Origin of the sequence: Intrasporangium sp. (assembly GCF_032907665.1) — a bacterium.
Taxonomy (GTDB): domain Bacteria; phylum Actinomycetota; class Actinomycetes; order Actinomycetales; family Dermatophilaceae; genus Intrasporangium.
In genome coordinates this window covers 1-11,954 of record NZ_JAJJPG010000112.1, presented here as the reverse complement: position 1 = coordinate 11,954, position 11,954 = coordinate 1, and the positions used below count along the sequence as shown (strand labels likewise).

Annotated in this window: 12 protein-coding genes; 9 read left to right on the top strand and 3 right to left on the bottom strand. The window is 71.5% G+C overall.

The features are described 5' to 3' along the window. Nucleotides 1-19: 19 nt before the first annotated feature. Entirely contained in the window at nt 20-613 is a 594-nt protein-coding gene (locus tag LOY02_RS14800; RefSeq protein ID WP_317183131.1) for an NADPH-dependent FMN reductase, read from the bottom strand. Nucleotides 614-701: 88 nt separating this feature from the next. Between LOY02_RS14800 and LOY02_RS14795 the strand changes: the two genes are divergently transcribed. The 4 genes from LOY02_RS14795 (at nt 702) to LOY02_RS14780 (ending at nt 4,150) form a co-directional block, all read left to right on the top strand. Continuing rightward, a complete protein-coding gene (locus LOY02_RS14795) occupies nt 702-1,193 on the top strand; it encodes a MarR family winged helix-turn-helix transcriptional regulator (protein ID WP_317183130.1) in 492 nt (163 codons plus the stop codon). A 192-nt stretch (nt 1,194-1,385) separates the two neighbouring features. Continuing rightward, nucleotides 1,386-2,690 (top strand): hemolysin family protein, encoded by a 1,305-nt coding sequence (locus tag LOY02_RS14790; protein ID WP_317183129.1) that lies wholly within the window; start codon nt 1,386-1,388, stop codon nt 2,688-2,690. Nucleotides 2,691-2,877: 187 nt separating this feature from the next. After that, complete coding sequence (locus tag LOY02_RS14785; protein WP_317183128.1) at nt 2,878-3,330, top strand: hypothetical protein; 453 nt, start codon at nt 2,878-2,880, stop codon at nt 3,328-3,330. A gap of 31 nt (nt 3,331-3,361) precedes the next feature. Continuing rightward, nucleotides 3,362-4,150, top strand: a complete 789-nt coding sequence (locus LOY02_RS14780; protein ID WP_317183127.1) for an NYN domain-containing protein — start codon at nt 3,362-3,364, stop codon at nt 4,148-4,150. Here the strand turns inward: LOY02_RS14780 and LOY02_RS14775 are convergent. Together LOY02_RS14775 and LOY02_RS14770 are read right to left on the bottom strand one after the other, a co-directional pair. Continuing rightward, on the bottom strand, nt 4,147-4,935 hold the full coding sequence (locus LOY02_RS14775) for a GNAT family N-acetyltransferase (RefSeq protein ID WP_317183126.1): 789 nt from the start codon (nt 4,933-4,935) through the stop codon (nt 4,147-4,149). The genes LOY02_RS14780 and LOY02_RS14775 overlap by 4 nt on opposite strands. 56 nt (nt 4,936-4,991) lie before the next feature. Then, nucleotides 4,992-5,288, bottom strand: a complete 297-nt coding sequence (locus LOY02_RS14770) for a hypothetical protein (RefSeq protein ID WP_317183125.1) — start codon at nt 5,286-5,288, stop codon at nt 4,992-4,994. Nucleotides 5,289-5,627: 339 nt separating this feature from the next. Here LOY02_RS14770 and LOY02_RS14765 point away from each other — a divergent pair, with 339 nt between their 5' ends. The 5 genes from LOY02_RS14765 to LOY02_RS14745 all read left to right on the top strand — a co-directional run. Then, entirely contained in the window at nt 5,628-6,665 is a 1,038-nt protein-coding gene (locus LOY02_RS14765) for a trypsin-like peptidase domain-containing protein (RefSeq protein WP_317183124.1), read from the top strand. A 1-nt stretch (nt 6,666) separates the two neighbouring features. Beyond that, entirely contained in the window at nt 6,667-7,755 is a 1,089-nt protein-coding gene (locus tag LOY02_RS14760; RefSeq protein ID WP_317183123.1) for a hypothetical protein, read from the top strand. Then, on the top strand, nt 7,755-10,856 hold the full coding sequence (locus LOY02_RS14755; RefSeq protein WP_317183122.1) for an AAA family ATPase: 3,102 nt from the start codon (nt 7,755-7,757) through the stop codon (nt 10,854-10,856). Before LOY02_RS14760 ends, LOY02_RS14755 begins: the two co-directional genes overlap by 1 nt. Next, entirely contained in the window at nt 10,853-11,473 is a 621-nt protein-coding gene (locus LOY02_RS14750) for a hypothetical protein (protein WP_317183121.1), read from the top strand. Before LOY02_RS14755 ends, LOY02_RS14750 begins: the two co-directional genes overlap by 4 nt. Nucleotides 11,474-11,636: 163 nt before the next feature. Then, nucleotides 11,637-11,954 (top strand): hypothetical protein (locus LOY02_RS14745; RefSeq protein WP_317183120.1); only part of this gene is annotated, 318 nt, incomplete at its 3' end.

The window sequence follows — 11,954 nt, the reverse complement described above, 5'->3', positions numbered from 1 at the left end:
GCCACGACTCAGCCGCGGATCACGAGACCGGACCGGAGAGCTCGAGGCGGCTGGGCTGCCGCACCGTTGCCGACCCGTGCAGACTCGTCCAGTCCACCAGCGCCGAGACGATGCCGGCGAGGCGCCGCAGCGTTTCACCGTCGACGAGCTCGCCCCCAGCGTCGAACACCTCGTCGGCGCGAGGGACGAACAACGTGGGTGCGGGCAGCACGGGAGCCCCGACGGCGAGGAGGATCTGTCGCAGCTGCGACTGCGCGATCCGAGTGCCCCAGGGGCCGCTGGTGGCACCCACCACGGCGACCGGTTTGCCTTCCAGATGGTCTGAGCGCGAGAGCCAGTCGATGACGTTCTTCATCGACCCCGGGATGGACTGGTTGTACTCCGGGGTGGCCAGGAGCACGCCGTCTGCTCCCTGCACCGCCGCCCGGAGGGCCCGCACCCCATGCGGGGGATCAGACTCACGGTCCTCGTCGAAGACCGGCACGTCCTTGAGGCCCTCGTGCACCACGAGGTCGACGCCCTCGGGCGCCAGGCGCGCAGCGGCCCTCAGCAGTGCGTGGTTGTACGAGTCTCGACGCAGACTGCCGGAGATGCCGAGTAGTCGGATCGTCATCGCTTCCTCCATCGTGGTGACCAAGAAACATGATGTGTCATGTAAATAGTGCATGACATGTCAACCACATTTCCGTACAGTGCCGCCTGTGCTGTCGCGATGGCTCTCCGAGGAGGAGGAAAGAGCGTGGCGCGCGTATCGCCGCATGTTCACCATGCTCGAGGCGCGTCTCGCCCGGGAGCTGGCGGAGACGGGGCTCTCGGCAGCCGACTACACGGTGCTGTCCGACCTCGTGGAGGTCCCCGATCGGCGCTGGCGCGTCACTGACCTCGCGGAGTACATGGCCTGGTCACAGAGCCGGCTCTCCCATCACCTCGCACGGATGGAGCGCCGCGGGCTCGTGCGCCGCGAGAAGGATCCCGACGATGCCCGGTCGGCACACGTCTCACTGACGCAACAGGGACTCCGCGCGATCGCTGCGGCCTCTGACAGGCACCTGTCCGGCGTGCGCCAACACATGGTCGACCTGCTGACAGCTGACCAGCTGGCCGCGCTCACCGAGATCAGTGAGACCGTGCTCGAGCACCTGGGCGAACCTCCACCAAGGGAACCCCGGTCAGGCCAGAGCTCAGGGTCGTAGCCGTCGTCGAGGAGGTCCACGCCCCCACCGTCACCGACGGCTTTCGCCGGCGCCTCGTGCGCGCACGCCCGGGGCCACCCCCGATGCCGTATGCCGCCGGGCTGGCTGGCGCGTGGGACGCTCGGCGCCGCTCGCGGCCGGCGGCTGCCTACGATGGACCATCCGCAAACGAAAGGATCGGTGCCAGACCAGGTGTCCGGTTATTGGTTCAACATCGCCCTCGTCTTCTTCCTCGTCCTGCTGAACGCAGCCTTCGCCGGCAGCGAGATGGCCCTGATCTCCCTGCGCGAGGGTCAGCTCAAGCAGCTGGAGAGGGAGGGCGGCCGCAAGGCGCGCCGCCTCGTCCGCCTGGCCCGGGACCCCAACCGGTTCCTCGCGACGATCCAGATCGGCATCACCCTGGCCGGTTTCCTCGCCTCGGCGACCGCAGCCGTCGCGCTCGCCGAGCCCCTGGTCCCCGCGCTGGAGTTCCTCGGCGGAGCGGCCGAGGTCGTGGCCGTTGCAGGCGTGACGCTCGTGCTGACGTTCATCACCCTCGTCCTCGGCGAGCTCGCCCCGAAGCGCCTCGCCATGCAGATGGCGCTGCCGTGGGCCAGGGCCGTGGCCCGGCCGCTCGACCTCCTCTCGACCCTCTCGCGACCGGCGGTCTGGACGCTCGGGGTCGCCACCAACGCGGTGGTGCGCCTCCTCGGGGGCAGGGCCGAGGCGGCAAGCTCGGAGCTGTCCCCTGAGGAGCTCCGCGAGATCGTGGCGACGCACCAGGGCCTCGGGCCCGAGCAGCGCGAGATCATCACGGGGGCCTTCGACATCCAGGAGCGCACCCTGCGGGAGGTCCTCGTCCCGCGCAGCCAGACGCTCTTCCTGCGCCACTCGATGCCCGTCGCCGAGGCCCGTGCGCTGCTCGCGGAGGAAGGCCACTCCCGGGCCCCCGTCATCCGCGGAAGCAATCGGGACGACGTCATCGGCGTCGCCCACTGGGCCGGGCTCCTCGACGACGACTACCCGCGCTCGGTCGGCGAGGTGGCCACACCGGCCCTCGTCCTGCCCGACACGGCCAAGGTCTCGGCAGCGTTGCGCCGCTTCAAAGCCGAGCGCCAACAACTCGCCGTCGTCATCGACGAGCACGGCTCCGTGGACGGGATCGTCACGCTCGAGGACCTCCTCGAGGAGGTCGTCGGCGAGATCTACGACGAGACCGACAGCGACTCCATCGACATCGCGCGCGGCGACGACGGCTCCGTCACCCTGCCCGGCACGTTCCCGGTCCACGACCTCGAGGACGTCGGTGTGCTCGCCGACCTCGTCCGCCACGGGGACTACACGACGGTGGCCGGACTCGTCCTCCACCGGCTCGGCAGGATCCCCGATGCCCCCGGCGACCGGGTGGACATCGATGGGTGGACGATCGAGGTCACGGCGGTCGGCCACCATGCCATCACCGAGGTCCGCCTCGTCCCGCGCGCCGACGTGGCCCCGCCCGACGCCGACGACGACTGACCGGACGACCCGACGACCCGACGACCCGACGACACCGACCCGACGACGACTGACCCGACGATCCGACGACACCGAACCGACGAGGACCAGCCCGACCGGAGCGCGAGGGAACGCCTCGAGGTGAGCCGGCTCAGCGGCATACGGCCCTGGGCGTTTCAAAGCCGACCGCGGTGGGCACGCGGAGGGGGTGAACGTTGACGAGGCAGTGGAGCGCTACGGAAGTGCGAAGCGTGCGGACGGGACCCACCCGCGACCGCGACCACCCGACCTCGACGACGCCACGGTCGCGGCCCTGGGCAAGCTGTCGGAGTCGCTCGAGGTCATCGAGCACGCTCGCGGGCTCCTCTACGGCTTCCACCGGTTGACCGGGCATGCTGACGCGACCCTGCAGGAGGCGGTCGACCTGCTACGGGACGCCGGGCTCGACTCGGCCGCCGACGTCGTCGAGGAGTGCGTCGTGGGGCGCGACGTGCTGCCGGGGATGTGGACCTTCCAGGTCGTCGAGGCCTTCGACGACGGCTACTGGACGGTCTTCCGCGACGTCGTCGACCGCGTCCGCGAAGAGGCGGGCGACCCCGAGCGGCACCGCTACGAGGCGGAGATGAAGGCGGGCGAGCAGCAGCCCCGCGCTTCGGCCTGACCCGGCGGCGTCGGCGCGGCAGGATGAGGTCATGACGACAGTGCCCAACGGCAACGCCCATCTGGCCGTCCTCATCGACGCCGACAACGCCGACGCCTCGATCATCGAGCCCCTCCTCGCAGAGATCTCGAAGTTCGGCGTCGCGAGCGTCAAGCGGATCTACGGCGACTGGACCACTCCCCAGCTGAGCAGCTGGAAGAAGGTCCTGCTGACCCACTCGATCCAGCCGATCCAGCAGTTCGCCTACACGGCGAGGAAGAACTCCACCGACAGCGCGATGATCATCGACGCGATGGACCTGCTCCACACGGGCACGTTCGACGGGTTCTGCATCGTGTCGAGCGACAGTGACTTCACCCGGCTCGCCTCGCGCCTGCGCGAGTCCGGCAAGCGGGTCGTCGGCTTCGGCGAGGAGAAGACTCCGGAGCCCTTCGTCCAGGCGTGCGACCAGTTCGTCTACACGGAGATCTTCCGCACGCAGACCGTCGACAGTGACGAATCGCCTTCGACCACAAGGAAGTCCGAGCTGGAGCTGCGGCAGGACGCCCGGCTTGTCAACCTCTTCCGTTCGGCCATCGACGCAGCGTCCGGCGAGAGCGGGTGGGCCGGTCTCAGCGCCGTCGGCAACCTCATCGTCAAGCAGGCGCCCGACTTCGACCCCCGGCGCTACGGCTACAGCAAGCTGAGCGACCTCGCCGAGGCCATCGGCCTGTTCGTGCTCGACCGCGACGGGGGCTCGGTCCGCATCGCCGACTCGCGGACCCTCCCCAAGAAGACCCCGGTCAAGAGGTCTGCCCGCAAGACAGCGGCGAGGAGCTAGCCGACGCCCGCCGGGCGCCGCTCGATGCCGATGTGGCTGCCCGCCTCACGCAGACCGAGGGACCGGTAGAGGTTGATGGCGGGGCCATCGGTGTCGGCGACGATGACGACCTGCTCCACGCCTGGCTGGGCGAGCGCCCACTGGCCGGCGGCGTGCACGAGTGCGCCGGCGAGGCCGCGTCGACGGTGCTCCGGATGCGTCACGACGAAGCGGTAGCGCGCACGGGCGCCCAACAGCACGATGCCCGCTCGGGCGACGAGCTGCCCGTCGACGAAGGCACCGAACCAGCGTCCCCGGCCCGACTGGGCCTGGCTCCGCTCGGCGAGGGCCCGCCGGCGCTCGAAGGTCAACCTGGCCTCGGGATCGCTGCTGTCGTCGTCCTCGGCCGACAGTCGTGCCGACTGCTCCCAGTCGTCGTCGGTGGAGAAGGCGCGGATCTCAGCGTCCATGGAGGGAGGCTCCGGCGCGATCAACTGCGTCGCCGCGAGGGCGGAGTCGAGCTCGACCGTGCAGCCGTGCTCCGTCCACGGCGAGTGGTCCGCCTCGACCTCGAGCACCGCGAAGGTGCGGTGGGCCGCCGCCGGGAACTCCTCCTCGAACCGCGCCAGCCACGAGGGGATCTCGTTCGCCGCCGGCGCCGTGCCGAGGAGCAGGAAGTTGCCCCAGTAATAGGTCGGGTTGCTCACGGTCCGGACCACGAGGTGGTCACCGTGGTCGGTGATCGTCGAGCCCTCGAGCTCGAGGATGGCGAGGTCCGTGGCGAGGCCCGGGGAGTCGATGAGCACGAGGGGATCGTATGCCGCTGGGCTCGCTCCCGTGCCCGGGTTTCCTCTCGGCGCCCTCAGGCAGCCATGCGGACGACCGCGCCGGCGGTGATCACGGCGAGGGTGACGACGACCGCGAGGGGTGCGCCCGCGATGAGGGGCGAGTGGACCGGGCGGCGGGTCCCGACCACATCCGCACGGGTCGCGACGTCGCTCGGGGGGAGCTCGCTCGGCTCGGCAGCGCGGGGGGCACCGAGGTCACCCGTGGGGATCCGAATTGGCGCCTTCTCCGTCATGCCCGCCTCGATGCGCTGGAGCAGCGCCAGCAGGCCGACGGCCACGACGATCGGCGTGGCCAGCATCAGGACGTCCATGACTACTTCCTCGGGTCGGAATGAAGGATGTGGCCGCCCCCGCCTCGGGGGGTCGCGAGGGCGGCCACTGCCTTGTAGACGAACGTGTACCCATTTCATGACGCGAAACCCGTCATCGAACCGGCTCGGTATCACTGGGGCGCGTCCCGCCCTCTTCCCGACGAGGTGCTGTGGCCGGTGTCCACGCGGGCGACGGCCGTCGAAACGGGCCGGCGCAGTTTGGGCAAATCCGACCTTGTGGGCAGGGCCGCGGTGCTTCACTGGGGGTGAGAGCCGCGTGCACCATCGGGGTGGGGACCGAATGACACAGCTGCAGCACGACGCCATCGGGACGCCGCCATGAGCCACGTCCTCGACACGTATCCGCTCGACTTCAGCCGACCTGAGGTCCAGCAGCTGCGAAGCACGCTGCTGGACACCTTCGACTCCCCCGCCGCCGTCCGTGACCTCATGAGGTCCTCGGGGATGCAGACAGGCTACGTCGACATGTCCGGGCCCATGCACCTCGTCTGGACCGCGGTGCTCGACACGGCGCGCAAGCAGGACCGGCTCCGGCTGCTCCTCGGCGCTGCCGCCAAGGACCCCAACGCGGCTGCCATCCGGCCGGTGCTTGACGCCCTGTTGACCCAGACTCCCGCCGCCTCGACCGACCCGAGCGACTCGATCGACGCCATCGCCTGGAAGGTCGACGCCGACGACCGTTCCGGTCTCGAGCGCACCATCGAGGCCCAGTCGACGCTGCTCGACGTGTCCTTCCTCGAGCGCGGCCTCGAGCTCAGCCCTTCGGTCGCCAAGCTCCTCGTCACCCTCAACGACGGCAAGCGGTACTACGGCACGGCCTTCCGCATCGGTGACGACCTGCTCCTGACGAACCACCACGTGCTCTTCGACGAGGTCGGCCCCGCCACGGCCGTGGAAGCGTGGTTCGGCTTCGAGCTCGCCTTCGGCGGGGCGCCGCGCGAGTACACGATCGTCGCCTGCCGGCCCGACACCATCGTCGGCAAGGCGGACCACGACTGGGCCGTCGTGCGCACGGGGACGGCGATCCCCGAGTCGGCCCGCATCGTCCCGCTCACCGGCGCCGCCGAGCCCGAGCCCCTCGACCGGGTGTACATCATCCAGCACCCGCAGGGCCGCGAGAAGAAGATCGGCATGATCCACAACGTCGTCGTCGCCGTCACCGACGACGTCATCCAGTACCGCACCGACACGGACGCCGGCTCGTCCGGGTCGCCGGTCTTCAACGAGCAGTGGCAGGTCGTCGGCCTGCACCACCGCTGGGGCAGCACGGTCAACGACGGTCGCACCGAGTACTACAACCAGGGCCGGCGCATCGAGCGCGTGGTCGCCGCCCTCACCGCCGAGGGGCTGGTGTGAGATGGGCCTGCTCGACCGAACTCTCGACGTCTCCCACCCGGACGCCTTGGCACTCCTCGACTTCCTCCGCAAGACCTTCCAGAGCAAGGAGGAGGTGCGCGCGCTCGCACTCGAGGCCGGCGTCGACCTCACCGTCATCGTCGTCGACCAGCCGGTCGCCATGCTCTGGCAGGACGTGACGATCACCGCAGGCAAACAGCACCGCCTGCGGCTCCTCGTCGAGCGGGTTCGCGCCCACCCCAACAGCGCCGACGGCCAGACGCTGCTCACCCGTCTGCTCAACGAGCCCCCTGACTCGGCGGCGCTGGTCACGGGCTTCGTCGGGCCGGCATCCCCGGCGATCCCCGACGAGGTCTTCGAGGCCGCGTTGCTCTGGGACGACCTGCCCTTCATCGACCGCACCCACCTGCGGAGCAACCTGCACCAGATGCTGACCGGTCAGGCCCGGCGCGCCCTGCTCGTCATGGGCGAGGAGGGGGCGGGCAAGACCTACACGCGCCAGTTCATCCACTACCTCGGGGACCACGGAGGGCCGCAGTGCGTCAAGGCCATCGACATGTCGATGCGGGCCGGGGCGCCGATCGACGTGCGGGAGCTCGCGTCGCTCATGGCCACCACGGTCGTGGGGATGGAGTCCCCGACCTTCGACCCGACGGCCCAGCCGGAGACCGTGGTCAGCCGGTTCGTCCCGTGGCTCGCCGACGAGGTCAAGGAGCAGAACGAGGCGGTGTGGCTCGTCCTCGACGGCTTCACCCCGACGACCGCCACCGGCGGGGCCCTGCAGCTCGTCGACGCCGTCGCCCGCGCCGCCGCGAACCGCGACCTCGGCCCGCTCCGCGTCGTCGTGCTCGGCTACTCCGGCAACCCGGCCTCGGCCGGACTGGCCCTGACCGAGCCGATCAGCCACCCCACGCGCGAGGACGTCAAGGTCTTCTTCCGACGGGCCGCGCTCGCCCTCCAGGGTGCCGAGCCCGACGAGGAGGCGCTCGACGAGCTCGTCGACACCCTCGGTCCCATCGACGCCAAGCCGATTGCCGAGCTCGGTCCGACCGCCATGACCCACGCCCGAGCCGTCTTCGGGGTGACGTGATGGCCGAGGCGAAACGCGCACCCGTCGTCAGCGCGGACGAGATGCGCGCCCGGCTCGCCACCCTGAGGCAGGAGAGTGCCGCGGCCAAGGGCGGGCTCTCCGACGGGGCCGCTTCGGTCGGGTCACCGACCACCGACGCCCAGCTGCGCTATCGGGCGCGCGTCGTCCTGCTCGACTACTTCGACCTCGCTTCGCTCCGCGCCGGACGCGCAACGCCCACACCCGATCCACACGCACCGGGCTCCAAGCGCTCCTTCCTCGACCGCGTGCGCGCCGCACTCGGCGGGACACGTGAGCCAGCCACGACGACGGCGCCGACGCGCCCACCCGTCGACCCGGCTGAGACGAAGGCCCTGGACGAGTTCGCCACCCGCGACTGCGACCTCGTGACGACCAGGCAGGGCACCGGCCTGAGGCTGCGCCTGCCCGTCCGGCACGCGACGCTCCGCGACCTCGGCGTCGAGGGCCTGCGCCGCGAGCTCGACCGGCCCGACGCGATCCGCGCGGGCGACGACGACGTCACCCACCGCATGGCGCGCCGCCTCATCGAGGGCGAGCGCGAGCTGAGCGGTCTGTCCGCGGCCGAGCTCAGCGGCATACTCCGTGCGGTCGAGTGGCTCGCCCCGCTGGGACTGGACCTGCCCACCGAGCCCGCCGTCCGGGCCGCGCTCGACCTCGCCAACGTGCTCGCGCCGTTGCGCGCCGTGGCCGGGCCGGACTTCGTCGGCCGCGAGCGGGAGCTGGAGCTGCTCGAGGACCACCTCTACCAGCCCGTGGCGGACGGCGCGACCGCCCTGGCCCTCCACGGACCCGGCGGCGTCGGCAAGTCCACGCTGCTCGCCCGCTTCGTCCTCGACCACGTCGGGCAGGGGCCGCACCACCGTCGCGAGCACCCGCTCCTGTTCAGCTATCTCAGCTTCGACCGGGCGGAGCTCGACGCGCAGTACCCGCTGACGCTCCTCGGCGAGGCAGCCCGACAGATGTCGCTCCAGGCGCCCGAGCTCGGTGCGCCGCTCGCCCACGTGCGGCAGGAGATCGACGAGCTGCTCGCCGCCCAGACGGCACTGCGCAACGAGGCGACGGCCGTGCGGGGCAGCTCGAAGCGCGACGTCGGTCGCCAGCAGTCCGACGCCGCGAAGGTCGCGGGCTACTTCGCCGAGGTGGTCGGCTCGGTCACCGGGACGACCCCGATCCTCGTCGTCCTCGACACGTTCGAGATGGCGCAGCGCCGGAGCCGGTCCTTCCTCCGCCAGCTCGACGAGGCGCTGCACCGGATGCAACGGCGCCTGCCCGCGCTCCGTGTCGTCGTCGCCGGGCGCGCCCCCGTCGAGGAGCTGACCGTCCGCAACATGCCCCTCGAAGGGCTCGACGAGCAGCAGTCGACGGCACTGCTCACGCGCGCCCTCCGCGGTCACAAGGTCGACCCTGCCCTCGTCCGCCTCATCGTCGACCGCGTGTCCGGCAACCCGCTCAGCCTCCGGCTCGCTGCCGACCTCGTCATCCGCGAAGGGTCGCGGGCGATCTCGTCGGGTCGAGGGCGTCGGCGCCTGCTCTACGACCTGCGGGCCGAGCAGGTCCAGGGCGTCCTCTACCGCCGGATCCTCGACCACGTCGACACGCAGGTCCGACCCCTCGCCAACCCGGGGCTCGTCGTCCGGCAGATCACACCGGACGTCATCCGGGAGGTCCTCGCCGAGCCGTGCGGGCTGGGTGCTGTGACACCGGAGCGGGCCGCGGCCCTCTTCGAGCTGCTGCGGCGCGAGGTCGCCCTCGTCACCGAGGCCCGGCCCGGCCTGCTCGTGCACCGCACCGACGTGCGCCGCGAGATGCTCCCGCTGCTCGAGGCAGAGGACGCCGACCGGGTCACGGACATCCATGAGCGCGCCGTCCGCTACTACGAGGGACGCAGCGAGATCGACGACCACGTCGAGCACCTCTACCACCGGCTCATGCTCGGCCAGCCGACCACGACCCTCGACGCCCACTGGCACGACGCCGCCGCGACCTTCCTCGAGGACGCCTGGGACGAGCTGCCGCCTGAGGCCCGCGTCTACCTGGCCGGCCGCCTCGGCACCGAGGCTGACCCGGCCGACCTCGCCGCGGCGGACCGCACCGCCTGGATCCGCCAGGCCACGAGCCTGTCCCGCGCGCTGCTCGACGCCGGCCAACCGGGTCAGGCGCTCGCCATCCTCCGCAGTCGGGAGCTGGCGCCCCGGGAGCTCGCCGTGACGCGCCTCGTCGTGGAGGCGCTGGCCGCGCAGGGGCACGAGGGAGAGGCGCTGGCCGAGGCGCAGGCAGCGATCGCGGAGGCCGACGAGCGCGGGCTCGGGCCGGAGTTCGTCCAGCTCAACCTCGTCGCCGCGCGGGTCGCCGAGGACTGCGCCGCCGGACCCGACGAGAGCGCCGACTACGACGAGGCGCGACGGCACTACCAGGAGGCGCGGCTCAGCGCGGTGGACTTCGGGGCCCGGGTGGAGGCGATGACTGCGGGCGTCGGGGTCCTGCGCATCGCACGCCGATCCGGTCTGGGGTGGCGGGACGACCAGGTTCCGGAGCTGCGGGCGCAGCTCGTCGCGGAGGCGGAGACGCTGACCGAGCGGGAGAAGTCCATGCACCCGGCCCTCCTGCGGGACCTCGCCGCCGAGCTCGGCGACGAGCTGCCGTGGCTGCTCGTCGACGCCGCACGGCACGTCGGGGTCGAGGCAGAGGGCGCGTCCGCGAGCCAGCTTCCCGAGGCCGCGCAGCAGACGCTCCGCAAGGCGGCGACGCGGAGCCTGCCGCCGCAGGCCGGCTCTGTGCTGTCGCCGAGTCCCTCTGCTCCAGCAACGCCATCACCACCGCCGGTCCACCCCCCACCTGCGCCTGGGCCGATACCGAAGGGGTCTGGCGGCGACGGCTGGACCCAGGCACCCGCAGGCCACCCCTACTCGGCGGAGCCGTATCCAGCGACCTCCAGCTCCGTGGGGCAGAGCGTCGCCGACGCCCTCGCCACGAGTCCGGGAGACGACGAGCTCAAGGAGTCCCTCAAGGGTTACTGGCAGTCGGAGGCGGACCGGCCGGCCTTCGACTACGACGAAGAAGGCGAAGGTGATCGCGCATGACCGGGTCCGAGGGCAGTGGCACGACGAGCAGTGGCACCACGAGCACCGGCGACAGGACCAGCCGCGGCAAGACCAACGACGACAAGGGCAACGACGGCAAGGGCAACGACGGCAAGGGCAACGGTGTGCCGTGGCAGCTGCTCTTCGGCGCAGCGGCGCTCATCGGCACCATCTACATCGTCTTTGCCATCATCGCCTTCAACCGCGCCGACGACACCGGCCTCGACGAGAGTGCCTGGCTACGTACCGTCTTCGTCATCCAGGGGATCGAGGCGATCGCCTTCACCGCGATCGGCTGGCTCTTCGGCCGGGAGGTGCACCGCGGCGAGGCCAAGGTCGCCGAGAAGCAGGCGGAGGAGGCGAAGCAGGACGCCAAGGAGGCCCAGGCCGAGACCGGGGAGGCGCGGGAGGCCGCGATCGGCGCCGTCGAACGAGCGGCCGCGGCAGAGAAGGACGGGCAGCGGCTCGCCGAGGCGATCCGGGCCCGCGCAGCGGTCCCGAAGTCCGCACCCGGCCCGGGTGGCGACGAGCGTGCGCCTGCAGGCGGCGCACCGGTGGGGGCCGGGGGGCTGGCGGAGCTGAGAGCCTTGGCGGACAGTCTGTTTCCCCCTCCGTGAGCGTCACGGGATGATGCCGTATGCCGCTGGGCTCGGGTCGCGCGAGAGGGCTGGTCACGGGGTGGTCGGGTGACGTTGCCCGGGATAGCCCGGGTCGGGCGTGGGTACGCGTTCCGGTGGACGGGCGCGACGAGGTGCCCGCTCGACGAGAGGAGCTCCACCCATGAGTGACCAGGACGACATGACGACGGGCGCGGCCGACGAGACGACGGGCATGGGCAGCCGAGCGGACACGGGAACGGGTGGATTGGGCGCCGGCCCGGACGGCACTGCGAATCCCGGACTCGGCAACCCGGCCGGCGGCTCCATGTCCGAGCAGGGCGAGGGCCCCAACGACGGCGGTGCGAACCCGTCCGGTGTCGACGGCGGCGCTGACGGCGGTGCTGGTAGCGAAGGACCCGCAGATGGCGGCGCGGACTCGAGCACCCACGACGGGGGTGCCGACGGCGCGGCCGAGTTCGGCTCGGAGACCGGCGGCAGC